The 23,712-nt window shown below is 71.0% G+C and carries 20 protein-coding genes and 2 pseudogenes; 12 read left to right on the forward strand and 10 right to left on the reverse strand.

Features of this window, described 5'->3' with window-relative positions; translation table 11 throughout:
• Positions 1-17: 17 nt before the first annotated feature.
• Positions 18-887: a sigma-70 family RNA polymerase sigma factor gene (locus AC3CH1_RS25730; protein WP_488465085.1), complete on the reverse strand. Its 870-nt coding sequence runs from the start codon at positions 885-887 to the stop codon at positions 18-20.
• Positions 888-994: 107 nt separating this feature from the next.
• Here AC3CH1_RS25730 and AC3CH1_RS25735 point away from each other — a divergent pair, with 107 nt between their 5' ends.
• The 3 genes from AC3CH1_RS25735 to AC3CH1_RS25745 all read left to right on the forward strand — a co-directional run bounded on the left by AC3CH1_RS25735 (position 995) and on the right by AC3CH1_RS25745 (position 2,378).
• Positions 995-1,351, forward strand: a complete 357-nt coding sequence (locus AC3CH1_RS25735) for a DoxX family protein (protein ID WP_488465086.1) — start codon at positions 995-997, stop codon at positions 1,349-1,351.
• A gap of 142 nt (positions 1,352-1,493) precedes the next feature.
• Positions 1,494-1,754: a hypothetical protein gene (locus AC3CH1_RS25740; RefSeq protein WP_488465087.1), complete on the forward strand. Its 261-nt coding sequence runs from the start codon at positions 1,494-1,496 to the stop codon at positions 1,752-1,754.
• Between the two features lie 36 nt (positions 1,755-1,790).
• Complete coding sequence (locus AC3CH1_RS25745) at positions 1,791-2,378, forward strand: hypothetical protein (protein ID WP_488465088.1); 588 nt, start codon at positions 1,791-1,793, stop codon at positions 2,376-2,378.
• A 61-nt stretch (positions 2,379-2,439) separates the two neighbouring features.
• Here the strand turns inward: AC3CH1_RS25745 and AC3CH1_RS25750 are convergent, their stop codons facing one another.
• Positions 2,440-3,327 carry a S1 family peptidase gene (locus tag AC3CH1_RS25750; RefSeq protein ID WP_488465089.1) on the reverse strand — a complete coding sequence of 296 codons (888 nt, stop codon included), beginning with the start codon at positions 3,325-3,327 and terminating at the stop codon, positions 2,440-2,442.
• Between the two features lie 144 nt (positions 3,328-3,471).
• A pseudogene (locus tag AC3CH1_RS25755) lies at positions 3,472-3,588 on the reverse strand (alpha/beta hydrolase); the annotation flags it as partial.
• A gap of 92 nt (positions 3,589-3,680) precedes the next feature.
• On the opposite strand from AC3CH1_RS25755, the gene AC3CH1_RS25760 reads away from it, so the two are divergent.
• Both AC3CH1_RS25760 and AC3CH1_RS25765 read left to right on the forward strand, forming a co-directional pair.
• The gene (locus AC3CH1_RS25760) at positions 3,681-4,334 is read left to right on the forward strand and encodes an HAD family hydrolase (protein WP_488465090.1); all 654 of its coding nucleotides are present in this window, start codon (positions 3,681-3,683) and stop codon (positions 4,332-4,334) included.
• A gap of 118 nt (positions 4,335-4,452) precedes the next feature.
• Positions 4,453-5,421 carry a glutaminase gene (locus AC3CH1_RS25765; RefSeq protein WP_488465091.1) on the forward strand — a complete coding sequence of 323 codons (969 nt, stop codon included), beginning with the start codon at positions 4,453-4,455 and terminating at the stop codon, positions 5,419-5,421.
• Positions 5,422-5,491: 70 nt separating this feature from the next.
• On the opposite strand, the gene AC3CH1_RS25770 is transcribed toward AC3CH1_RS25765, so the two are convergent.
• The 3 genes and pseudogenes from AC3CH1_RS25770 to AC3CH1_RS25780 form a co-directional block, all read right to left on the reverse strand.
• Positions 5,492-6,229 carry a class I SAM-dependent methyltransferase gene (locus AC3CH1_RS25770; RefSeq protein WP_488465092.1) on the reverse strand — a complete coding sequence of 246 codons (738 nt, stop codon included), beginning with the start codon at positions 6,227-6,229 and terminating at the stop codon, positions 5,492-5,494.
• 74 nt (positions 6,230-6,303) lie between these two features.
• Positions 6,304-6,405, reverse strand: a pseudogene (locus AC3CH1_RS25775) (NADP-dependent oxidoreductase); the annotation flags it as partial.
• Positions 6,406-6,417: 12 nt separating this feature from the next.
• Positions 6,418-7,623 carry a PP2C family protein-serine/threonine phosphatase gene (locus AC3CH1_RS25780; protein ID WP_488465093.1) on the reverse strand — a complete coding sequence of 402 codons (1,206 nt, stop codon included), beginning with the start codon at positions 7,621-7,623 and terminating at the stop codon, positions 6,418-6,420.
• A 265-nt stretch (positions 7,624-7,888) separates the two neighbouring features.
• On the opposite strand from AC3CH1_RS25780, the gene AC3CH1_RS25785 reads away from it, so the two are divergent.
• From AC3CH1_RS25785 to AC3CH1_RS25810, 6 genes are all read left to right on the forward strand, one after another.
• Positions 7,889-9,334 (forward strand): basic amino acid/polyamine antiporter, encoded by a 1,446-nt coding sequence (locus AC3CH1_RS25785; RefSeq protein WP_488465094.1) that lies wholly within the window; start codon positions 7,889-7,891, stop codon positions 9,332-9,334.
• 124 nt (positions 9,335-9,458) lie between these two features.
• Positions 9,459-10,715 carry an arginine deiminase gene (locus AC3CH1_RS25790; RefSeq protein ID WP_488465095.1) on the forward strand — a complete coding sequence of 419 codons (1,257 nt, stop codon included), beginning with the start codon at positions 9,459-9,461 and terminating at the stop codon, positions 10,713-10,715.
• Positions 10,716-10,837: 122 nt separating this feature from the next.
• The gene (locus AC3CH1_RS25795; RefSeq protein WP_488465096.1) at positions 10,838-11,110 is read left to right on the forward strand and encodes a hypothetical protein; all 273 of its coding nucleotides are present in this window, start codon (positions 10,838-10,840) and stop codon (positions 11,108-11,110) included.
• 122 nt (positions 11,111-11,232) lie between these two features.
• A complete protein-coding gene (gene dusB / locus AC3CH1_RS25800) occupies positions 11,233-12,381 on the forward strand; it encodes a tRNA dihydrouridine synthase DusB (RefSeq protein WP_488465097.1) in 1,149 nt (382 codons plus the stop codon).
• Positions 12,382-13,040: 659 nt separating this feature from the next.
• Positions 13,041-15,752, forward strand: a complete 2,712-nt coding sequence (ppdK, locus tag AC3CH1_RS25805; protein ID WP_488465098.1) for a pyruvate, phosphate dikinase — start codon at positions 13,041-13,043, stop codon at positions 15,750-15,752.
• A gap of 708 nt (positions 15,753-16,460) precedes the next feature.
• The gene (locus AC3CH1_RS25810; protein WP_488465099.1) at positions 16,461-17,504 is read left to right on the forward strand and encodes an ArsR/SmtB family transcription factor; all 1,044 of its coding nucleotides are present in this window, start codon (positions 16,461-16,463) and stop codon (positions 17,502-17,504) included.
• Between the two features lie 17 nt (positions 17,505-17,521).
• Here the strand turns inward: AC3CH1_RS25810 and AC3CH1_RS25815 are convergent.
• A protein-coding gene (locus AC3CH1_RS25815) for an IS5 family transposase (protein WP_488465100.1) occupies positions 17,522-18,372 on the reverse strand; the annotation gives its coding sequence in 2 pieces (ribosomal slippage) (positions 17,522-18,033 and positions 18,033-18,372; 852 coding nt in all).
• 403 nt (positions 18,373-18,775) lie between these two features.
• On the opposite strand from AC3CH1_RS25815, the gene AC3CH1_RS25820 reads away from it, so the two are divergent.
• Positions 18,776-19,189 (forward strand): VOC family protein, encoded by a 414-nt coding sequence (locus AC3CH1_RS25820; protein WP_361868644.1) that lies wholly within the window; start codon positions 18,776-18,778, stop codon positions 19,187-19,189.
• A 57-nt stretch (positions 19,190-19,246) separates the two neighbouring features.
• Here the strand turns inward: AC3CH1_RS25820 and AC3CH1_RS25825 are convergent, their stop codons facing one another.
• From AC3CH1_RS25825 to nirB, 3 genes are all read right to left on the reverse strand, one after another.
• Complete coding sequence (locus AC3CH1_RS25825; RefSeq protein WP_488465101.1) at positions 19,247-20,413, reverse strand: alkaline phosphatase PhoX; 1,167 nt, start codon at positions 20,411-20,413, stop codon at positions 19,247-19,249.
• Between the two features lie 167 nt (positions 20,414-20,580).
• Positions 20,581-20,940, reverse strand: a complete 360-nt coding sequence (gene nirD / locus AC3CH1_RS25830) for a nitrite reductase small subunit NirD (protein ID WP_488465102.1) — start codon at positions 20,938-20,940, stop codon at positions 20,581-20,583.
• Positions 20,940-23,567 carry a nitrite reductase large subunit NirB gene (nirB, locus tag AC3CH1_RS25835; protein ID WP_488465103.1) on the reverse strand — a complete coding sequence of 876 codons (2,628 nt, stop codon included), beginning with the start codon at positions 23,565-23,567 and terminating at the stop codon, positions 20,940-20,942. The genes nirD and nirB overlap by 1 nt, the downstream gene beginning before the upstream one ends.
• Between the last annotated feature and the right edge of the window lie 145 nt (positions 23,568-23,712).

Here is a 23,712-nt window from a genome sequence, read left to right on the forward strand (position 1 = left end):
TGGGCCGGCTCCTTGCGTCAGCCCAGGGCCGTTAGCGGCTCCAGGGCCCCGAAACGGTCCTCGCGCCGTGCCGGCCTCAGGGTGATGCGGGTGACCTGGCCTCCCGCCGTGTCGATCTCGATCGTGGCGAAGGGGCGGCCGCCGGGCGCGATGACGTACATCGGTCGGCCGTTGACGGTTAGTCGGCAGGCCGCCCGGATGCGGTCGCGGAACCGCGCGGTCTCGGCGGCGATGTCGACGGCGCCGGTCACGGTGGTGGGCCCGCCGTGCGGCAGGAGCGCCGCCTCGGCGTCACGGACGCTGTCGGGCGCGAGCAGGCGGAGCATCCCGCGCGTGTCCCCGGTCCGGGCCGCCGCCATGAAGGCGTCCACGATCCGCTGATCCGCTCGGCCGGTCTCCGCCGCGTCCTGCCGTGCCGGGGCGAGGCGTCGGCGTGCTCGGCTGGCGTGCTGCTTGGCGCTGGGTACGGTCGTGCCCAGCACCTCCGCGATCCGGTCGAACGGGGTGGCGAACAGGTCGTGCAGGACGTACGCGACCCGTTGGGGTGGGGTCAACCGGTCCAGCAGGACCATCAGCGCCCGGGAGACGTCCTCGGCACGGAGGACCGCCTCGTTCGCGGCCAGGTCCGCCGCCGGGACGGCGTCCGTGAGCAGTGGCGCTTCGTCGCGTCGGCGGCGGGCGCGCAGCTCGTCCAGGCAGACCCGGGCGGTGACGGTCGTGAGCCAGGCGGCCGGGTTCTCGACCGGCGGTGACGAGCGGGCGGTGGCGGCCCGCACCCATGCGGTCTGGACGGCGTCCTGGGCGTCCTGGGCCGAGCCCAGCATGCGGTGGGCGACGGACAGGAGACGCGGGCGTGCGGTCTCGAACTCTTCGACCGTGATCGGCATGGGTGTCACCTTCCGGGGCTGACGGACGTCAGGACGGGTGGTTGGGAAACCAGTCCTGTCCGCCTCCCGAGAGATGAGAACGCCATGAGCCTACAACTGGTGATCACATGACTTCCGTACTGTTCATCGCCACGGTGGGATGCGTCGTCGCGAACGTGCTGGTCGCGGTCGCGGACTTCGCGCGGGCGCCCTTCGTCCTGGCGAACTCGGCGGAGGTGCGGCTCCCGGCGACCGCTGTGCCGTTTCTGGCGACGCTCAAGCTCGCGGGCGCCGTCGGCCTCCTCATCGGCCTGTTCGGGGTCCCCCGGCTGGGCCTGGCGGCGGCGATCGGCCTGACCGTGTTCTTCGTTGGGGCGGTGCTGGTCCACGTCCGGACGCACGTCTTCCACAACATCGCCTTCCCGGGGGTCTACCTGCTGCTCGCCGTCGCCAGTACCGGCTTCTTCGCAGGCGGCGGGCGGTGATCGCCGCCGGTGCGGACCTTCACACCGGCGACGGCCGAGAACTCGCCGTGGTCCACGCCAGGCCGACCGGACCGGGGCCCGTGCGACAGTCGCGCGGGCTCCACGCCGGTTTCGAGCCGCGCCCCGGGGGCAACCGGCCGCCATGGACACCCACGCGCACACCGAAGAAGTGGCCCCGACCCAGGGGGACGAGCACCACGTCCTCCTCAGCGCCGACACCAACGGCGACGGCAAGCCAGATGTATGGATGACGGACACCACCGGTGACGGGAGAGCGGACCTCTACCAGTTCGACACCACCGGCGACGGCGCGATCGATGTGACGGTGGTCGAGGGAGCGGACGAGCCCGGCACGGACCGGCTCGTCGTCGAGGGCGACGGCGGTCACCCCCAGCAGGTCTGAAGCCATGACCCCCCATCGCGGCGGACTGATGGGGGCATGACCGCTTCTGCCGGAGAAGCACACGACGGTACGGGCCGCTGGAGCGTGGCGGGACCCGTCCTAGCAGTCCTGTCGGCGGCGGCGGGAGGCTTCCTGTCGGCGGCGGTCCTTGGTGAGGGCGAGAGGGATGTTCCGCAGGGGCTGTTCCTCGCCGCCGCCTTCGCCCTACTGGGCGCGGGTGCGTTCGCCGTGACCTGGTGGTGGAACCAGCGCCGGGCGGCGAAGTTGGGGATGAGCGCGGGCCGCTACCTGCGGGTGGGCCGCCTGATCCGGCGCGGCGAGGCGCCGGACGACCCCACCGAGCGCGCGGCCGCGGTGGACATCGCCGCACGTATGCGGCGTGCGCTGGGTTCCTCCTCACGCCGGTGGGTGTGGTGGCTCGTGGGAGCGGGCGCGCTGCTGTGGTTCGTGGGCGGGGTGTTCCTCGTCGTCGACGGCAGCTATGGACGTGCCTCCTACACCCTCGTCATGGCGGGCCTGCTCCTCGTCAACCCGCCGGCCATGCGCGGTCGTCGTCGGCGGATGGAGGCCGCGGAGCGGGCTCTGGGCACCCGGTCCCCGTCGGCCACGCCGCCGTCCGTGTGACGCGGTACCGGTGTCGGGCAGAAGTGCACGGCCGACGCGGTGGTCGGAGTGGAGCCCTGAATCAGCCGTGGCGGCCTATAGCCTGACGGATCCAGCCCGCGTAGGCGGGTGCGCCGGTGTAGAGCCCCGGCCCGTCGCTGCACCGCGCGCCCGGCGCACCGGGGCCGGAGGTGACGCCGATGAGCTCCCAGCGTCCCTTTCGGTCCCGCTGGAGCTGGGGGCCGCCCGAGTCGCCGTTGCATGCCATGGCCTCGGGTATCCGGCTGACGGTGCACAGGCGGGTGCTGTCCGCGTAACCCGGTGCACAGTCGGTCACCGCGGCCCGGCGGGTGTCGAGTTCCTGGAGCCGGTCGGGGAAGACCCACGGGGCGTCGGGTGCGTCGTCGGTCCTGCCGAAGCCGAGGATCCGGGTCGGGGTGCCGGGCCGCCCCGGACGGTCGGCGATGCGGACGGGCTTCTCCGCGACCGGGCGGTTCAGACGGATCAGGGCGATGTCGTCGCGGTTCGGGCCGGTTCCCTCGCCGCTCCGATAGCCCGGGTGGGACACCGTCTTCGCGACGGACCGGACCGTGCCTCCGGAGTCCTTCCACTCGCTGCCGACCCTGACCGTGCCGTCCAGGGTGACAAGCCTCGGGTCCACGCAGTGGGCAGCCGTGAGCACCCATCGGGAGTCGATCAACGATCCCCCGCAGACCCCCTTGAACGTCGGGTCGTCCGCGCCCGTCACGGGGATCGACACCATGGACGGGTAACGCTGGGTGGAATCCTCGCCGTTGACGATAGCTCCGGCGCTGCCGGTCATCGTGGCGGCGCACGCCGCTCCGGCCAGGAGGACCGCGGCGGCGCGCGCCACCGTACGGCGTGAGGACTTCAAGCGGAACACTGGTTCTCCGATCGACTGAGCATGTTCGACATGCTCAGCCTCCGCGATCAAGAGCGGCTGATCCATCCGGTCAGCGGGCCTGTCCGAGCTCGGGCCCGCTGGACCGGGCGGGGTAGGGAGATCCCCCGGACGAGGTGGGTCATCGACGTCCGGTGTGCCGCCCGGACTGCCGGAGCCGCCCGTCCGCACGAGACTGCTGGGCGAAGCCCTTTACGGCATGTGCCGGTTCAGGTGTCGGCGTGCAGCGTCTTCTCCGTGGACGTGCGGCGTCTTCTCCGTGGAGCCGAAGGCGTCGAAGAGGTCCAGGGCCGCCTGCCGGTCGTTTCCCCTTGTGGTCGCACTGGAGCAGCCTCCTCGAACATGGCGGCGGGCCCTGCTGTGCTGCCGCGTGACCGGGACGGCCCGTCTATCCTGCGGGCATGATCCAACCGATCGAACTCGTCATATTCGACTGCGACGGCGTGCTGGTCGACAGCGAGCGCATCGCGGTGCGCGTGGACGCACTCGTCCTGGCCGAGCTGGGATGGGAACTCACCGAAGCCGAGATCATCGACCGGTTCATGGGCCGTTCCAGCCGGTCGATGAGGCGGCAGATGGAGGAGCACCTCGGGCGCAGCCTGCCGGCCGACTGGGAGGAAGAGTTCAAGCCCCTCTACCACGATGCGCTCGCCGCTGAACTCACCCCCGTCCAGGGCGTCGTCGACGCCCTCGACGCGCTCACGCACCTCCCCACCTGCGTGGCGTCCAGCGGGAGCCACGACAAGATGCGCTTCACCCTGGGGATCACCGACCTCTACCCGCGCTTCGAAGGCCGCATCTTCAGCGCCACCGAGGTCGAGCGCGGCAAACCGGCCCCGGACCTGTTCCTCCACGCCGCGCGACAGATGGGGGTCGCGCCCGAGGCCTGTGCCGTGGTCGAGGACAGCCAGTACGGTCTCCAAGCAGCCCGGGCCGCAGGCATGCGCGCATTCGCCTACGACGGGGGAATGACTCCCGTGGACCGCCTCGAAGGGCCCGGCACCGTCGTCTTCGACGACATGCGCAGGCTGCCCGGCCTCCTCGCGGATCAGTGACCACCGCCTGAGGCGATTCCCGGCCGTCCGGGTGAGAGACCCTAGGGGGCGACCGCCCGCTTCCGCTCCGCCCGCCGGGCCTCCTCGCTCCTCTCTCCGTTCTCCGTCAGGAATCGCCGTGTCCCACCCCTCCGCCGCCCCTCGGGCGAGCAGTACAGATCCGCGCGCCGGCGCGTACCGCTTCAGCTCCGTCATCAGCCGCATCGCCGAGGAGATGGGCGCACTCGCCGACCACGGCACCCCCGCCGACTACATCCCGATGCTCGCCGGCGCCGATCCCCGGCGCTTCGGCATGGCCGTCGCGGAGCCGGACGGAACCGTCTACGGCGTCGGCGACTGGCAGCAGCCGTTCTCGACGCAGTCCATCTCCAAGGTGTTCGCCCTGGCCCTGGCGCTCTCCCTGGACGGCGAGCAGATATGGCAGGGAGTCGGCCGGGAGCCCTCGGGCAACCCGTTCAACTCCCTGGTGCAGCTGGAGTACGAGAACGGCGTGCCCCGCAACCCGTTCATCAACGCCGGGGCCCTGGTGGTGACCGACCGGCTCCAGGCGCTGACCGGGGACGCCGCCGGCCAGGTGCGGGAGCTGCTGCGTTCGGAGAGCGGCAACGCCGCCATCGACTTCGTACCGGAGGTCGCCGCCTCCGAGGCGGCCTTCGGTGATCGCAACGCCGCGCTGGCCCACTTCATGGCCTCGTACGGCAACATCACGCTCCCGGTCCCCGAACTGCTCGCCGCCTACTTCCGCCAGTGCTCGATCGAGGCGTCCTGCGCGGACCTGGCCCTCTCCGCGGGGTTTCTGGCCCGGCACGGGATTCGGGCCGACGGGTCCGCGCTGCTCACCCGCAGCCAGGCGAAGCAGGTCAACGCGGTCATGCTCACCTGCGGGACGTACGACGCGGCCGGGGAGTTCGCCTACCGGGTGGGGCTGCCGGGCAAGAGCGGCGTCGGCGGGGGGATCATCGCCATCGTGCCCGGGGTGTGCACCCTGTGCGTATGGAGCCCGGGGCTCGACCGGCGCGGCAATTCGGTGGCGGGTGTGTCCGCTCTCGCCCGCTTCACCACGCTGACCGGGCTCTCGGTCTTCTGACGCAAGCGTCCGGCTACCGGTCCGGGCCTGGTCCAGAACTGGCCGGTGTCCCCTAACTGCCTTCCTGGCGTCACGACTTCAGGGCGATGAGGCGGTATAGCGGGTCAGGGCGGGGCGCGTCCTGGTCCGGCAGTGCGGCGAGCCGTCGGCACACGTCGGCCACCTGGTCCCGGGGCGCGTGGGCGCACCAGGAGATGCGGCCCGCCTCGATCACCTCGCGCCACCCGCGAGGGCTGCGGCCCTGCCCCGTGCCGGGGAACCGCGTCCGCCCGACCGCCCCCAGGTCCTGTTCCGCCGCCCAACCGAGCAACCGGGCGGAGTGGTCGGGCACTTGGGGGGCGTACTGGCGGCGCAGGCCCGCCGTGACCTCGGCGATGTCGCTGTCCTCGGTGAAGTACGCGTCGTTCTTGTCGACGGTGGTGATCAGCACCCCGCCGGGCCGCAACACCCGGGCCGCCTCGGTCAGCACGGGCACGGGGTCCGGCAGCAGATGCAGCAGCCAGATGATCACGACGGCGTCCACCGTGTCCGACGCGAAGGGCAGCCGTGTGCCGTCGCCCCGCACGATTCCTCCCGGCACCCGCCGCGCGGCGAGGCCCAGCATCCCGGGCGAACGGTCGACGCCCACCACCGTCCGCTCCGGACGTCGCAGCCGTTCCGTCACGATGCCCGTACCGCACGCGATGTCCAGGGCGGTGCAGGGCCCTTGCGGCAGGAGCCGTTCCACCGCGTCCGCAGCCGCCCGGGCCCTCGGTTCACCACCCCGGGACGCGTCGTAGTGCCGGGCCTCGTCGTCGTAGTCGAGCACGTCCGTCCCCTGTCACCGCGCCGGTGGCCGCCCCTGTTCCCGGCGTACCCTACGGGCCGTGACGCGCCTCCCGCTCAGATGATCACCACCCGGCTGCCCCGCGTACGCCCGGCCCGGCTGTCGATGTGCGCGGCCGCCGCTTCGGTGCGCGGGTAGGGCTTCTCCACCGGGATGTGTCGCGTTCGAACTCAGGCGTCCGACCGGCGGATCCCGCCGCGAGGGCCGTGCCAGTCAAGACACAGGGCGGTGGCGTCGTCCTTCGGCGGACGGTCGCCATAGGCATCGGCCACCGCGGCGACCAGGGTGCGGACGACCTCGCGCGGATGCTCGGCCGCGGTCCGCAGCAGGAGGCCGGGCAGGTCGACCGTCTCCGCTTCGCGTTCTTGCATTCCGTCGGTGAACAGGACGAGACGGTCGCCGGGGCGCAGGTCGACCTCCTGCACCTCGTAAGAGCCCTGAGGGGTGAATCCGAACGGCATGTTGACGACCAGGCCCAGTTCCTCGACCGTGCCCTCGCGCAAGCGGAGCGGTCCGGGGTGGCCGGCGTTGACCATCTGAGCGCCGCTTCCGTCCAGGGCGATGCGGAGCAACTGGCCCGTGGCATAGGCGTGGCGCCCGTGGTCGAGGAGGGCCTGATGCATGTGGCCGGCCTGTTCGGCGAGGTCGGCTCCGGCACGGCGGGCGCCGCGGGAGGCGTTCACGACCAGGGTGGCGGTGAGGGAGGCGTCGACGTCATGGCCCATCGCGTCGGTGACGGACAGGTGCAGGGTGTCGTGGTCGAGGCAGTAGTCGTAGGTGTCCCCGGCGATGTCGGAGGCCGGGACGAGGGCTCCGGCGAGAGCGAACTCGGACGCCTCGCAGGAAGGGGCCGACGGGAGGAGCTGCCGCTGGATCTCCGCCGCCAGGCTGACCGCCGTGGTGCGGTTTCCCCAGTGGTAGAGGTCGGTGAACCGGCGGTCGGTGACGATGATGTACGCCAGTGCGTGCGCGGCCTCCTCGACCTGCTCCAGCACGCTCTCGGTCACGACGTCGAGGTACAGCTCCAGCACACCGATGGTGTCACCGCGGTTGGTGACCGGCGCGAGCACGCGCTGCCCCGGCCCGCCCTCCTCCGCCAGCACCGTCTTCTGGGCGCGCAGGACCTTGTCGTAGATGCCGCTGCCGGCCAGGGGCACCCTCTCGGCCCGTCTCTCGGTCCGGTGCTCCTGGGAGACGCCGACCGTGTCGTTGACCCGCAGCAGACGGCTGCCGACCGCGTCGACGAAGAGGAACGACACGTACCGCGCACCGAACCGCGTGCGCAGATCGCGCGCCACGACATCGATCGAGTCCACCGGGGCCGCGCTCTCCGCCGCCGCCAGCACTTCGGCCAGTCCCATCCGGTCACACGTCATCACAGCCTCCCAAAGTTGAGAGTGCTTATGCCCGCTGACGCCTCTCTCATGGCCCCGGTCGAGGAAACCTGCCGTGGCGGCGAGAGATTCCGACCGCGGCTCCGGTCGGAAGTACACCCGGAACGAGCCCGGTCCACCCGTGGTGTTCAGCTTCGCGAGCAGGGCTGGGTGCACCACTCCGCCGGTGAGGATATGGGCTGTTTTGCACCATTGAGTTGTTAGCTTTCCCTGGTTGGCCGATGACCGCATCGACAGGGGAAACGTCATGACGCACGCCGAAGCTCAGGCCGCCGAGCGCCCGGCGGTGAAGCTGACGCTCCTCACGCTCACCGCGATGGTCGTCGGCTCGATGGTGGGCGCCGGGGTGTTCTCGCTGCCCCGGCGCTTCGCGCAGGAGACCGGCGTCGCGGGAGCGCTGATCGCCTGGGCCGTCGCCGGGACCGGCATGCTGATGCTCGCCTTCGTCTTCCAGACGCTCGCCGTCCGCCGGCCCGACCTGGACGCCGGGGTCTACGCGTACGCGAAAGCGGGCTTCGGCGAGTACCTCGGCTTCTTCTCCGCCTTCGGCTACTGGGCCAGCGCCTGCGTCGGCAACGTCACCTACTGGGTGCTCATCATGTCGACGGTCGGCGCAGTGGCGCCGGCCCTGGGCGACGGCGACACCGTGACAGCGGTGGTGGTCTCCTCGGTCGGCCTGTGGGGGTTCTTCCTGCTGATCCGCCGGGGCGTCAAGGAAGCCGCGGCGATCAACCGGATCGTCACCGTGGCCAAGATCGTGCCCATCCTCTTCTTCGTGATCCTGGCGCTGTTCTACTTCGACGCCTCGGTCTTCGCGGACAACTTCGGCGGCGCCGACTACGCGGGCTCCCTCTTCAACCAGGTCCGCGGCACGATGCTCGCGACGGTCTTCGTCTTCCTCGGCGTCGAGGGGGCCAGCGTCTACTCGCGCCACGCCAAGCGCCGCGAGGACGTCGGGCGGGCCACCGTCCTCGGATTCCTCAGCGTCTTCGCCGTCTTCGCCTCCGTCACGATCGTCAGCTACGGACTGCTGCCGATGGCCGAGATCGCGCAGCTGCGGCAGCCCTCGATGGCCGAGGTGCTGGAGTCGGCGGTCGGCACCTGGGGCAAGGTCTTCGTCAGCGTGGGCCTCATCGTCTCCGTGCTCGGCGCCTACCTCGCCTGGACGCTGATGGCCGCCGAAGTCCTGTTCGTCGCCGCGAAGGACAAGGACATGCCCCGCTTCCTGGGGCGGTCGACCGGGGCGGACGTGCCCGAGGCCGCGCTGCTCATGACCACGTGCCTGAGCCAGGTCGTCCTGGTCGTGACGCTGTTCTCCGACGACGCCTTCAACTTCGCCCTCGACCTGACCAGCGCGCTCAGCCTGATCCCCTTCCTCCTGGCCGCCGCCTTCGCGGTACGGATCGCCTGGCGGCCCGGCCGGTCCGACGTGGAGGGGCGCAGTACCCGCCGCGAGCTGGTGATTGCCGTGCTGGCCACGCTCTACACCGCGTTCCTGCTGTACGCGGCGGGGCTGAAGTTCGTCCTCGTCTCCTTCATCCTCTACGCCCCGGCCACCTTCCTCTTCGTCAAGTCCCGCAGGGAGCAGGGGCGCAGGCCCTTCTCCTCGGGCGAGGCCGTCATCTGCGCCGTCTCGGTCGCCGGCGCCGTCGTGGGGGTCGTGGCGCTGGCCGCGGGCTGGATCGAGCTCTGAGCGACCTCCGCCCGTCCTCGCTCCGAGCGCTCGGCCTGTCCTCGCTCCGAGCCCTCACCCGTCCTCCACGCCGTCGCCGCGCGACCCCGAACGCCCCCCGCCACCACCGAGTGAAAGGCCCACCGTGAACAGCACCACCCCCGCATCCGCCCTCGGCGTCCACTCCGAGGTGGGACGACTGCGCAAGGTCCTGGTCTGCGCCCCCGGACTGGCCCACCGGCGGCTGACCCCGACCAACTCCGGCGACCTGCTCTTCGACGACGTGATGTGGGTGGAGAACGCCCAGCGCGACCACGCCGACTTCATCGCCCAGCTCACCGGGCGCGGCGTGGAGGTCGTCGAACTGCACGAGCTGCTCGCCGCCACGGTGGCTCTGCCCGAGGCCCGGGCCTGGCTCCTGGACCGGAAGATCACCGCCAACGAGGTGGGCCTCGGCCTGATCGACGACACCCGTGCCTTCCTGGAGACCCTGACCCCGCGGCAGCTCGCGGAGTACCTGATCGGCGGGCTCGCCACCGCCGACCTCCCCGACGCGTTCCGCTCGGGGTACGTGGCGCTCGCCCGCGAGGGGGCCGGGGCGCGGGAGTACCTGATGCCGCCCCTGCCCAACACCCTGTACACCCGGGACACCACCTGCTGGCTCTACGGCGGAGTGACGCTGAACCCGCTCTACTGGTCCGCCCGGCGCGACGAGACCCTGCTGATGAAGGCGATCTACACCTTCCACCCCGACTTCCGTGGCTCCACGGTCTGGTGGGGCGACCCCGAGAAGGAGTGGGGCCAGGCCACGTTCGAGGGCGGGGACATCATGCCCGTCGGCAACGGCGTCGTCCTCATGGGCATGAGCGAACGGACCTCACGCCAGGCCATCACGCAGGTCGCGTCCGCCCTGTTCGAGCAGGGGGCGGCCGAGCACGTGATCGTCGCCGGGATGCCCAAGCTGCGCTCGGCGATGCACCTCGACACGGTGTTCACCTTCGCGGACCGGGACATCGTCACGCTGTACCCGCGCATCATGGACGGCGTCCACGCCTTCTCGCTGCGGCCGTCCGACCGGGCGCCCGGGATCGAGATCACCGACGAGGGCAGCACCCCGTTCACCGAGGTCGTGGCCCGCGCCCTGGGCCTTCCCCAGCTGAGGGTGATCGAGACGGGCGGCGACGTCTACGCCTCGGAGCGCCAGCAGTGGGACAGCGGCAACAACGCGGTGGCGCTGGAGCCCGGCGTGGTCTTCACCTACGACCGCAACACCCAGACCAACGCGCTGCTGCGCCGGGCCGGGGTGGAGGTCATCACCATCGTCGGGGCGGAGCTGGGCCGGGGCCGGGGCGGCGGGCACTGCATGACCTGCCCGCTGATCCGCGACGCGGTGGCGTTCTGACCGGGGGACTGCCGCACGCCGTGGGCAAAGAGCCGTGTACGCAAGGGACTTCGGGGCACTCGCACAACAGGCCGGTCCGCTTCGAGACCGGATTCCGGCGGACCGTCCCGAAGGAGCGACAGATGGCTACGCAGTACGGCAACCAGCCGACCGGGCAGGGGCATCACGGTGCACCGCGGGCAGGCGCCGAAGGCAACGTCTTCAGCATCATCGCGATCGTCCTGGGCGTGATCGGGCTGATCTTCCTGCCGATCGTCTTCGCCCTGGGCGGACTGATCATGGCCATCATCGCCAAGGCCGTCCGGCACGAGCGGCTCGCCACGGTCGCCATCGTGGTCAGCGCCGTCGGACTGGTCGGCGGAATGGTCGTCGGCGCCATCTTCGCCAGTATGTGACGAGCCGGAGCGATGCCGACGAGCCCGAGGCGGGCCCCGCCTCGGGCTCCTGGTGTGCCCGGCGCCCGACGGACTCACCCCGCCCGGGCGGCCAGCTCTTCGGCGTACGCGACAATGGAGCCATGACCACGCTCGCCCCCGCCCTCCCGCAGCTCCGCATCGGCCCGCACACCGTGCGGCCGCCGGTCGTGCTGGCCCCGATGGCCGGCATCACCAACGCCCCGTTCCGGACGCTGTGCCGGGAGTTCTCCGGCGGCAAGGGGCTGTTCGTCAGCGAGATGATCACCACGCGGGCGCTGGTCGAGCGCAACGAGAAGACGATGCAGCTCATCCACTTCGACGCGACCGAGACCCCGCGCTCGATCCAGCTGTACGGAGTGGACCCGGTCACCGTCGGCAAGGCGGTCCGGATGATCGTCGACGAGGATCTGGCCGACCACATCGACCTGAACTTCGGCTGCCCGGTCCCCAAGGTCACCCGCAAGGGCGGCGGCTCCGCGCTCCCGTACAAGCGGCCCCTGCTGCGGGCCATCCTCAAGGAAGCCGTGTCGGGCGCCGGGGACCTCCCCGTCACCATCAAGATGCGCAAGGGCATCGACGACGACCACCTCACCTTCCTCGACGCCGGCCGCATCGCCGTCGAGGAGGGCGTCACCGCCGTCGCCCTGCACGGGCGGACCACCGCCCAGCACTACGGCGGCACCGCCGACTGGGACGCCATCGCCCGGCTCAAGGAGCACGTCCCGGAGATCCCCGTCCTCGGCAACGGGGACATCTGGTGCGCGGACGACGCCCTGCGGATGATGCGGGAGACCGGCTGCGACGGCGTCGTCGTCGGACGTGGGTGCCTGGGACGGCCCTGGCTCTTCGCCGACCTGGTGAACGCCATGGAAGGGCGTCCGGAACGGCACGCGCCCGCCCTGCGCGAGGTCGCGGACGCCATGGTGCGTCACGCGACGCTGCTGGGGGAGTGGATCGGCGACGAGACCCGCGGCGTGATCGACTTCCGTAAGCACGTGGCCTGGTATCTCAAGGGCTTCGCGGTCGGATCCGAGATGCGCAGGAAGCTGGCGGTCACCTCCTCGCTGGAGGAGCTGAGTGGCCAGCTGCACGAGCTGGACCTCGACCAGCCCTGGCCGGACGGCGCCGACGGGCCGCGCGGACGCACGTCGGGCAACAACCGGGTGGTCCTGCCGGACGGCTGGCTGAAGGACCCGTACGACTGCGCGGGCATCAGCGCCGACGCGGAGCTGGACACCTCCGGCGGCTGATCCCGTACGGAGAGACGGCGGCCTCCCTCGTTCCGTACGGGGGAGGCCTTTCGCGCTCCGTGAGCGGCGGGGCTCTCGCGCTTGGCCTTGCCGCCACCCCGCCACGCTGCCATGCCGCTACGCCGCCATGCCGCCGTGTGCCGTCCCGTACCGCATGCCGTGGGCTTGGGCCGCTCCGTACCGGTGCGGCCCCCCGCCGCCGACGGTTCCCGCGCGGGGGCGGACCTTCGCCCGTAGCCTGGAAGAGGTCGGCCCAGGGGTCCCCAGCGGCGGCCCAGGGCGTCCGGATCCTGAAATCCGGGGTCCGCGACGGGCGTGATTCGCGCCACCCTTGATCGGGGTTGCGCTCAGATGAGCGATTTCGACATGGCTGCACTTCTGGAAGACGTGGCACTCAGTGCCACCCTCGTGGATTCGAGAAGTGAAATCATCTGGCGAGGCGTCCGCTCGAACGAGCGGTTATGGTCAAGTTTCGGCCATGTCGCATTCAGGAGGTGAAGGCGGAGCGTCAGACGCTTCGGCCGGGCGAGCCTTTCGATCTGCGGGCGGACGGGTGGTTGCGGCCGCATGACGACCAAGTGGACGTACCCATCCACCTTCGATCTGGGTATGTTCCTCGCCGTCAGGGCAGCCACCGCGTCCTCGAGGAGTCGAGACCCGTGTCGGAAAACAAAGATCCCCAGAAGTTCGTCTACGACTTCACCGAGGGCAACAAGGATCTGAAGGATCTTCTGGGCGGCAAGGGTGCGAACCTCGCCGAGATGACCAACCTCGGGTTGCCCGTCCCTCCGGGCTTCACGATCACCACCGAGGCCTGCAAGGTCTACCTGGACAGCGGGGACGCGCCGACCGCGCTGCGCGACGAGGTGAGTGCGCACCTGGAGGCGCTGGAAGAGCGCATGGGCAAGCGGCTCGGCCAGGCCGACGACCCGCTGCTGGTCTCCGTCCGCTCCGGCGCCAAGTTCTCCATGCCGGGCATGATGGACACGGTCCTGAACATCGGCCTCTCCGACGACTCGGTGGTCGGCCTCGCCACCCAGTCCGGCGACGAGCGCTTCGCCTGGGACTCCTACCGTCGGCTCATCCAGATGTTCGGCAAGACCGTCCTCGGGGTCGACGGCGACCTCTTCGAGGAGGCGCTGGAGGCGGCGAAGGACGCGAAGAAGGTCACGGTCGACACCGACCTCGCCGCGGCCGACCTCAAGAAGCTCGTCAAGCAGTTCAAGAAGATCGTCGAGTCCGAGGCCGGACGCGCGTTCCCGCAGAACGCCCGCGAGCAGATGGACCTGGCCATAAACGCGGTCTTCGACTCGTGGAACACCGACCGGGCCAAGCTCTACCGCCGCCAGGAGCGCATCCCCGGCGACCTCGGCACGGCCGTCAACGTCTGCTCGATGGTCTTCGGCAACCTGGGTCCCGACTCCGGCACCGGCGTCGCCTTCACCCGCGACCCGGCCAGCGGCCACCAGGGCGTCTACGGCGACTACCTCCAGAACGCGCAGGGCGAGGACGTCGTCGCCGGTATCCGCAACACGGTGCCGCTCGCCGACCTGGAGTCGATCGACAAGAAGTCGTACGACCAGCTCATGCAGATCATGGAGACCCTGGAGAACCACTACAAGGATCTCTGCGACATCGAGTTCACCATCGAGCGCGGCCAGCTCTGGATGCTCCAGACCCGGGTCGGCAAGCGCACCGCCGGCGCCGCCTTCCGCATCGCCACCCAGCTCGTGGACCAGGGCCTGATCGACGAGGCCGAGGCCCTCCAGCGCGTCAACGGCGCCCAGCTCGCCCAGCTGATGTTCCCGCGCTTCGACGACGAGGCGAAGACCGAGTTGCTCGGCCGGGGCATCGCCGCGTCCCCGGGCGCCGCCGTCGGCAAGGCCGTCTTCGACTCGTACACCGCGATCAAGTGGTCCCGCTCCGGCGAGAAGGTCATCCTGATCCGCCGCGAGACCAACCCCGACGACCTCGAAGGCATGATCGCCGCCGAGGGCATCCTGACCTCGCGCGGCGGCAAGACCTCGCACGCGGCGGTCGTGGCACGCGGCATGGGCAAGACCTGTGTCTGCGGCGCCGAGGACCTGGAGGTCGACACCAAGCGACGCCGGATGACGGTGGGCGGCCGGGTGATCGAGGAGGGCGACCTCGTCTCGATCGACGGCTCCACCGGCAAGGTCTACCTGGGCGAGGTACCCGTCGTACCGTCCCCGGTCGTCGAGTACTTCGAGGGCCGGATGCACGCCGGGGCCGACGACGCCGACGAACTGGTCGCCGCCGTGCACCGGATCATGGCGTACGCGGACCGGGTGCGCCGACTGCGCGTGCGGGCCAACGCCGACAACGCCGAGGACGCGCTGCGGGCCCGCCGCTTCGGCGCCCAGGGCATCGGCCTGTGCCGCACCGAGCACATGTTCCTCGGCGAGCGCCGCGAGATGGTCGAGAAGCTGATCCTCGCGGACACCGACGACGAGCGCGAGAGTGCGCTGGCGGCTCTTCTCCCGCTCCAGAAGGCCGACTTCATCGAGCTGTTCGAGTCGATGGACGGACTGCCCGTCACCGTCCGGCTGCTGGACCCGCCGCTGCACGAGTTCCTTCCCGACATCACCGAGCTGTCGGTCCGCGTCGCGCTCGCCGAGTCCCGCAAGGACGCCAACGAGAACGACCTGCGCCTGCTCCAGGCGGTGCACAAGCTGCACGAGCAGAACCCGATGCTGGGGCTGCGCGGGGTGCGCCTGGGCCTGGTCATCCCCGGTCTGTTCGCGATGCAGGTGCGGGCCATCGCCGAGGCCGCCGCCCAGCGCAAGAACGCCAAGGGCGACCCGCGCCCCGAGATCATGATTCCGCTCGTCGGCACGGTCCAGGAGCTGGAGATCGTCCGCGAGGAGGCCGACCGGGTCATCGCCGAGGTCCAGGCGGCCACCGGCACCGACCTCAAGCTGACCATCGGCACCATGATCGAGCTGCCGCGCGCCGCGCTGACGGCGGGCCAGATCGCCGAGGCCGCGCAGTTCTTCTCCTTCGGGACGAACGACCTGACCCAGACGGTGTGGGGCTTCTCCCGCGACGACGTGGAGGCCTCGTTCTTCACCGCGTACCTGGAGAAGGGCATCTTCGGGGTCTCCCCGTTCGAGACGATCGACAAGGACGGCGTCGGCGCGCTGGTCCGCAGCGCCGTCGAGGCCGGCCGGGCCACCCGCCCGGACCTCAAGCTCGGCGTCTGCGGCGAGCACGGCGGCGACCCCGAGTCCGTGCACTTCTTCCACGAGGTGGGCCTGGACTACGTGTCCTGCTCACCGTTCCGGATCCCGGTCGCCCGTCTTGAGGCCGGCCGGGCCGCAGCCGAGTCCCGGGGCAGCGACAGCCGCTGATCCGAACTCACCGGGTCGGGGCCGCAGGGACGGCCCGGACCCACCGGTCGGGGCTGCACGAACAGCCTCCGACCTCATGGGCAGGGCTGCACGAACAGCCCTGCCCACCGACCAAGGCCTCGAAGGCCCACCGAGGAGCGGCGGCACCCTGTGCGGGGGTGCCGCCGCTTCGCCGTACGCCGACCGGAGGTGACCGGCTGACCCGGCGGCACGGAAGGGACCGGCCGACCGGAAGCGGCCAGTGGCACGGAGGTGACCGGCCGCCCGGAAGTGGCCAGCGGCTCGGAAGTGGCGTGTGCGGAAATGACCGGCGATACGGGGAAGTCGTCAGAAGCGCGCATCGAATGCTCACCAGGAATGTGGCGCAGAGCACATTGCGTCGTTCAATGCGCAAAGAAAATGCCGGGTGACGGGTCCGCGGGACCGGGGTGCGGTCCATGGATCCCCACCCATGGACCGCACCCGGCTTACCCCCGTCGGGTACGGAGCCGCACCGTCGCCCACCGCCGCCGAACACACAAAGCCCCCCACGGCCTTCACGTGCTCATCCGGCGGGCACCGGATGCGTACCCGACGCCGTACAGCTTTTCGGGTGGAGCGGAACGGGGCGAGACCTTTCACTTCTGGCCGAAACCCCGTGGTGACCTCCTGTGACGGTCCGCATACCCTTCGGTGGGGGGAATTGCGGATGCAACAGGTGGGGGAGTAGTGCTGCGGATCCATGTGTCCAGGCTGGACCTTTCGCGGGTGCGGATGGCCACGAGGCCGGACGCGCTGTGGGAAACCATTCTCAGTTTTCACCGGATCAGGGACCGGCGTGCTTCGACGGTGTTCGGAAAATGGCGTTCGGAATCCCGCGCGCGGTTGAATGGTGAAGCACAGCTGCTGGCGGCGGTCGTCCCGCCCCGCGGCTATTTCCCGGATTTCCTGACGCCCTCCCAGGAGGGCGCCGAGCCTTTCGGGCTCGACGTCGGAATGGAGGCGCTGCGCGACACTCCCGCCGACCGCGTCCACGCCGAGCTGGAGCTGCTGGCCGCCGGGCGGATACGGCAGCGGGCCGGCCTGTCCGCCGGCCCGCGTCACCAGGACTCCGGGGCGGGGAGAGCGAGCGCGGCGCTGCCCGCCGCGCTCATGGAGGGCCGTGCCGAGCCGCTCGCCCGGCTCATCGGGGCGCTCCGCAGTTACCACCACGCGGCCGTGGAGCCCTACTGGCCGCACATCCGGGCCACCGTCGAGGCGGACCGGGCCGTGCGCGGCCGGGCCCTGCTGGACGGCGGGGCGGACGGGCTCCTGGCCGCGCTGCCGCCGATGATCCGGTGGCGTTCGCCCGTGCTGGAGGCGGACTACCCGTTCGACCGCGATCTGCACCTGGACGGGCGTGGGCTGCTGCTCCAGCCGTCCTTCTTCTGCCGGGGCACCCCCGTGGTCTACCGCGACCCGTCGCTCCCGCCGGTGCTCGTCTACCCGGTGGCCAACCCCGGAGCCCCGGTCTTCGCCGAGCCGGGACCCTGGCTCGGCCGGCTCGTCGGACACACCCGCTCGGCCGTCCTCTCCTCCATCGGCAACGGCTGCACCACCAGCGAACTCGCCCGCCGGGCCGGAGTGTCGCTGGCCTCCGCGAGCCAGCACGCCTCCGTGCTGCGCGAGGCGGGCCTGGTCCTGACGCTGCGCCACGGCAGCTCGGTCCTGCACACGCTGACCCCGCTCGGCGGCTCCCTGCTGCGCGGCGGCGCCCCGCTGGCCCTGCCCTAGGGCCTGTCTTCAAAGGGTCATATCCACATCAGGAGTGACGCGATGGTGAGTGCCGCTTCGTAGGATTCTCGGGTTTTGTCGTAGCGGGTGGCGATGGCCCGGTACTGCTTCAACGCGTTGAAGCAGCGTTCGACGACGTTGCGCTGCTTGTAGCGCTCCTTGTCGAAAGCAGGCGGCCTGCCGCCGTTGCTGCCACGACGGCGGCGGTTCGCCTGCTGGTCCGAGCGTTCCGGGATCGTGTGCGGGATACGGCGTCTCCGCAGGTAGTTGCGTATGCGTCGGCTGCTGTATCCCTTGTCGCCCAGGAGATGGTCGGGCCGGTTGCGCGGTCGGCCCGGGCCCGGACGGCGAACCCTGATCTGCGCGAGAACCTGCTCGAACTGCGTGCAGTCGTTGATGTTGCCGCCCGTGACGACAAAGCCGAGCGGACGGCCGCGGCCGTCGCAGGCGAGGTGAATCTTGGTCGTCAGTCCGCCACGGGATCGTCCGAGGGCGTGAGTGCGTGCCGCTTCTGCAGGGCTTGCCCCTTTTTACGGGCGCCGGCCGCGTGCTGATGAGCGCGGGTGATCGTGGAGTCCACCGACACCAGCCAGTCAACATCCCCAGCCGCTTCCTTTTGAGCCTGAACGGCTTCAAGCATCCGCGTGAACGTGCCATCGAGCGCCCACCTGCGGAAACGTGTGTACAACGTCCGCCAGGACCCGTATCTCTCCGGCACATCACGCCAGGCCGAACCGGTCCGAAGCTTCCACACGATCCCGTTCAGAACCACCCGATCGTCCCGCCGGGGCCGCCCCGCGCCCGTACGCGGAAGCAGCCCCGACAGAACGTCCCACTCTTCATCCGAGAGCTCATGTCGCCGCACCATGCGTAACATGATGCCCCATCAACAAGCTTTGAAGACAGGCCCTAGGCCCTGTCGTCAAACTCCCGTCTGCCCCGCGGCGCCATGCACGCACTCTCGCCGCACCGGGCCCACGCCCGAGTACGTCCAGTACGAGGACGTGAGCCCGGCACGCCGAGAGCACGCACCTGACCCCGCAGGGCCGCCCTCCGGGCGACGACGGGAGTTTGACGACAGGGCCTAGGAGGACGCACGGGGCCAGGAGGCGTCGCGGGCCCGAGGGGCCGCTGTCCGGGGGGCGTTGTCAGTGGGCCGTGCAAATCTTCTGTCGTACGCCGATGAGTTCCGCGCGGCCCCGCCGTCTTAACCATCGAAAGCGCCGGACGGACCCCGCGGGCGCCACAGAACAGAAAAAGAGGGAACGATCATGGCTCAGATGATTTTCGTGAACCTGCCGGTGAAGGACCTGGAGACCACCAAGGGCTTCTTCGAGAAGCTCGGCTACGGCTTCAATCCGGCGTTCAGCGACGACAAGACGGCCTGTCTGGTCATCAGCGACACCATCTTCGCCATGCTGATGACGGAACCGCGCTTCAAGGACTTCACCAAGAAGGACGTCGCCGACGCCTCGAAGACCACCGAGGTCATCCTGGCCCTGAGCTGCGACAGCCGCGAAGAGGTCGACCGGCTGGCGGACGCCGCCCTGGCCTCCGGCGGCTCCCCGGCGGGCGAGACGCAGGACCTCGGCTTCATGTACGGCCGCTCCTTCCAGGACCCCGACCACCACATCTGGGAGGTCATCTGGATGGACCCGGCCGCCGCCGCCGGGGACCAGGGCTGAGCCCCAGGACGTGCGCCGGGCCGGGGGACGGGCGCCGGCGCACGTGGGGAGTCCGCGTCAGCTGCGGAAGGGCCCCTTCACCTCGTACGTGATGCCCCCGGAGGAGCTACCGCTCGTCCCGCGCTGCGAGGAGAAGTAGAGCCGCCCGCCGTCCGGCGAGAACGCGGGCCCGGTGATCTCCGAACCGGACTGGCCGGTGATCCGCAGGAACGGGGCCACCGTGTCGTCCGGCGTGATCAGGCAGATCTCCATGTTCCCGCCGTCCTCCGCGATAAAGAGGTCCCCGGACCCGGACCGCGTGACGTTGTCCACGCCGCTCAGCGGGGCCGAGCCGCCCGTCACCAGCGAGTCGTCGTAGGCGAGCGAGATCGACGAGGTGTTCGCGTCGTACGCCCACACCCGGTTGTCGCCCTTGGTGGTGAACCAGCAGGTGCCCGCCGCGTAGAAGCAGCCCTCACCGCCGTTGAACACCTTCGCCCCGGACACCTGGTGCCGCGTCTGGGTGGAGGAGCCGGCCGGATCCGGCACGTTCGCCCAGGTCACCGGTCCGGAGGTCGCCGTGCCCGCGACCAGCACCTGGAGGGTGCCGCTCGACAGGTTCCCCCAGGTCGTGGGCCGGAAGCGGTAGAAGCGACCGTCGCTCTCGTCCTCGGTGAGATAGACGTACCCGTGGTCCGGGTCGGCGGCGGCGGCCTCGTGCTTGAAGCGGCCCATCGCCGGACGCCGCACCGCCGCGTTCACGCCCCAGGGATCGGTCTCGTACACATACCCGCGGGTGACCTCCTCGCAGGACAGCCAGGTCTTCCACGGGGTGGCGCCGCCCGCGCAGTTGTTGTTCGTGTCGGCCAGGATCCGGTACGCGGACGTCACCGTCCCCGAGGAGTCGAACCTCACCGCGCTCGCCCCGCCCCCGCTGCTCGGGGACACCTCGGCGTTGGAGACGTAGATCCACCCCGAGCCGTCGGCGTACGTCGCCCCGCCGTCGGGCGCGCTGTGCCAGCGGTAGGAGGTGCCGGGCACGGTCTGCCCGGAGCGGGCGACGATACGGCTGGTGAAGCCGCTGGGCAGTTGGATGCCGTTGCCGTTGGCCGCCTGGAGCGCGCCGTACGGGCCGGGGGCGGGCTGGGCCGGGTCGGCGAAGGCGGCGCCCCGCCACAGCGTGCCGCCGAAGGCGGCCGCCGAGCTGCCGATCACCGCGGTGCGCAAGAAGGTCCGACGTTCCACGATCACTCCACGCATGAGTGTGGGCCCGCCGCTCCGGACGGACCGGCGGGTCGCGCGTCAGGACTGTAGGAGAAGTGAGTTGACGGAACGTCAAGCGCAAGTGAACGGGCGGCGGAGGAGTGGCACAGGCCGCGTCCCGCGACCTGGCCGCCCCCGAGGCCGGTCGGTCAGTCCGCCCGTACGGGGAAGACCGGCACCGCCGCCCCCTCGTCGTCCAGACACACGCCCGTCGCCAGGTCGAAGCGCTGCTTCAGCAGCGGCGAGGCCACGAACGGCCGCCCGCCCACCGAGCCGATGAGGCCGCGCGAGAGGACGTACGCCCCGGAGAACGGGTCCCGGTTGCCGATCGCGTACACCCGGCCGGCCCGGTCCACGAAGACGGCCGCCTGGTCCCCGTCCGGCAGCAGCACCGCCACCCCCCGCCCGGGGATCAGCAGGGCCCGGTCGCAGACCGTCAGCCAGTCCTTCCCGTGGGCGAGCCGGACGCATCCGGTGTCCTGCGCTGTCGTGATCGTCGCGGTGGTCATCAGGAGGCGGTCCCTTCGAGGGTGCGGACGGCGAGCACGGGTCCCGCGAGCAGCTCCAGATCCGGCTTGACCTGGTCCCGCTCCGGAACGAACCTCACCGAGGGGTCGGGGGCGTCGGGGGCGTTGACGAAGGTGACGAAGCGCCGCAGCCGGTCCGGGTCGTTGATGGTCTCGGCCCACTCGTCGCGGTAGCCGGCGACATGGTCGGCCATCATCCGCTCCAACTCCCCGCAGAGCCCCAGCGAGTCGTGGACGACCACGTCCCGGACGTGCTCCAGGCCGCCGTCGATCCGCTCCAGCCAGGCCGAGGTGCGCTCCAGGCGGTCGGCGGTACGGATGTAGAACATGAGGAACCGGTCGATCAGCCGCACCAGTTCGGCGTCGGAGAGGTCCTGGGCCAGCAGGTCGGCGTGGCGCGGGGTGGCCCCGCCGTTGCCGCCGACGTACAGATTCCAGCCCTGGGCGGTGGCGATGATCCCGAAGTCCTTGGCCCGGGCCTCCGCACACTCACGGGCACACCCGGAGACCCCCGACTTCAGCTTGTGCGGGGCGCGCAGGCCCCGGTAGCGCAGCTCCAGGTCGATCGCCATCCGCACGGAGTCCTGCACGCCGTAGCGGCACCAGGTCTGTCCCACACAGGACTTCACCGTGCGCAGCGACTTGCCGTACGCGTGCCCGGACTCGAAGCCCGCGTCCACAAGACGCGTCCAGATCAGCGGCAGCTGGTCGACCCGGGCGCCGAGGAGGTCGATGCGCTGGGCTCCGGTGATCTTCGTGTAGAGGCCGAAGTCGCGGGCCACCTCGCCGATGACGACGAGCTTCTCCGGGGTGATCTCACCGCCGGGGATGCGCGGCACGATCGAATACGAACCGTTGCGCTGGAGGTTGGCCAGAAAGTGGTCGTTGGTGTCCTGGAGCGCCGCCTGCTCGCCGTCCAGCACATAGCCGCTCGCGCCCACGGTCGGCGCGAGCGAGGCGATGACCGAGCCGACCGTCGGCTTGCAGACCTCGCAGCCGTCCCCGCCGCGCGCCTCCTCGCGGCCGTGCGAGTCGAGCAGGGAGGCGAAGGAGGTGACCTCCAGGGTGCGGACGATCTCGTACAGCTCGCTGCGGCTGTACGGGAAGCAGCCGCACAGCCCCGCGTCCGCCGGCGGCGGCATCAGCTGCCCGATCACCTTGAGACAACTGCCGCATCCCGTACCGGCCTTGGTGCACTTCTTCACCTCGGGCAGCGTGGTGTGCTCGCAGATCGCGCCCTTGGTCACGTTGTGGCAGGAGCAGATCACCGCCCCGTCCGGCAGCGCGGAGGGACCGAGCGCCACCGGGCCGCCCGCCCCGGCCGGCAGCACCAGCTGCTCGGGGGCGACCGGCAGCACCGTGCCCGTCATCGGCCGCAGCGTGCCGTACTGGTCCGCGTCCCCGACCAGCACCCCGCCCAGCAGCGTCCCGTCCCGCCCGATCACCAGCTTCTTGTAGACCCCCGCCCGGGCGTCGGAGTACACGACGTCGAGCGCACCGTCGGCCGCCCCGTGCGCGTCCCCGAACGAGGCCACGTCCACGCCGAGCAGCTTCAGCTTCGTCGACAGGTCCGCCCCCGTGAACGCGGACCGGCCGCCCGCGATCACCTCGGCCGCCGCCTGCGCCATCTCGTAGCCCGGCGCCACCAGCCCGTACACCCGGCCGTCGGCGGCCAGCGCGCACTCGCCGATCGCGAACACCGCCGGGTCCGACGTCCGGCACTCCTCGTCCACGACGATCCCGCCGCGTTCCCCGACGGCCAGACCGCACTCCCGGGCCAGCTGGTCCCGGGGCCGCACCCCCGCCGAGAAGACCACCAGATCGACGTCGAGCGAGGAGCCGTCGGAGAGGGCCATCCCGGTCACCGCACCGTCCGCGCCCGCCAGCACCTCCTGCGTACCCACCCCCGTGTGCACGGCGAGGCCCATGTCCTCGATCGTGCGCAGCAGCGCCGCGCCCCCGCCCTCGTCCACCTGGACCGGCATCAGCCGCGGCGCGAACTCCACCACATGGGTGGACAGCCCGAGCCCCTTCAGCGCCCCGGCCGCCTCCAGGCCGAGCAGCCCGCCGCCGACCACCGCACCGGTGGCCGCGCCCTTCGCGTACGCCTCGATCGCGAGCAGGTCCTCGATGGTCCGGTACACGAAGCAGCCCCGGGCGTCCTTCCCCGGCACCGGCGGCACGAAGGGGTACGAGCCCGTCGCCAGCACCAGCGTGTCGTACGGGAACACCGCCCCGGACCGCGCGGTCACCGTCCGCCGCGCCCGGTCGACGCCGGTCGCCGGGTCGCCGACGTACAGCTCGATGCCGTGCCGGTCCATGAAGTCCGCCTCCACCAGGGAGAGGTCCTCGGGGCTCCGCCCGTCGAAGTACGAGGTGAGCCGCACGCGGTCGTAGGCGGGCCGGGGCTCCTCGCAGAGCACGACGACCCGGGTGGCGCCGGCCGCCGGGGTCAGCCCGCGGTCGGCGAGGGCCTCCAGGAACCGCTGGCCGACCATGCCGTGCCCGACGACCACGATCGTCGGAACGGCGGTGTGCGCCAAAGCGTTCGGGGTGGCCTCCAGGGCGGCGGCGGTGGTGGCGCTCGGGTCGAAGGTGGGCTCCGGCATCTCAGTGGCCTCCGTCGGTTGTCCTCATGCCCCGAGCGTGGGCGGGCGGTGTTACCCGGCCGCATCCCGCCTGTTTCCCGGGCGGAACCTTGCGCTCAGCGACGGCGCCGGGGCTCTGTGAGGGGCCGGGGGCCTTCCGTTCGGA

Source organism: Streptomyces sp. MGP-P1 (assembly GCF_057766565.1).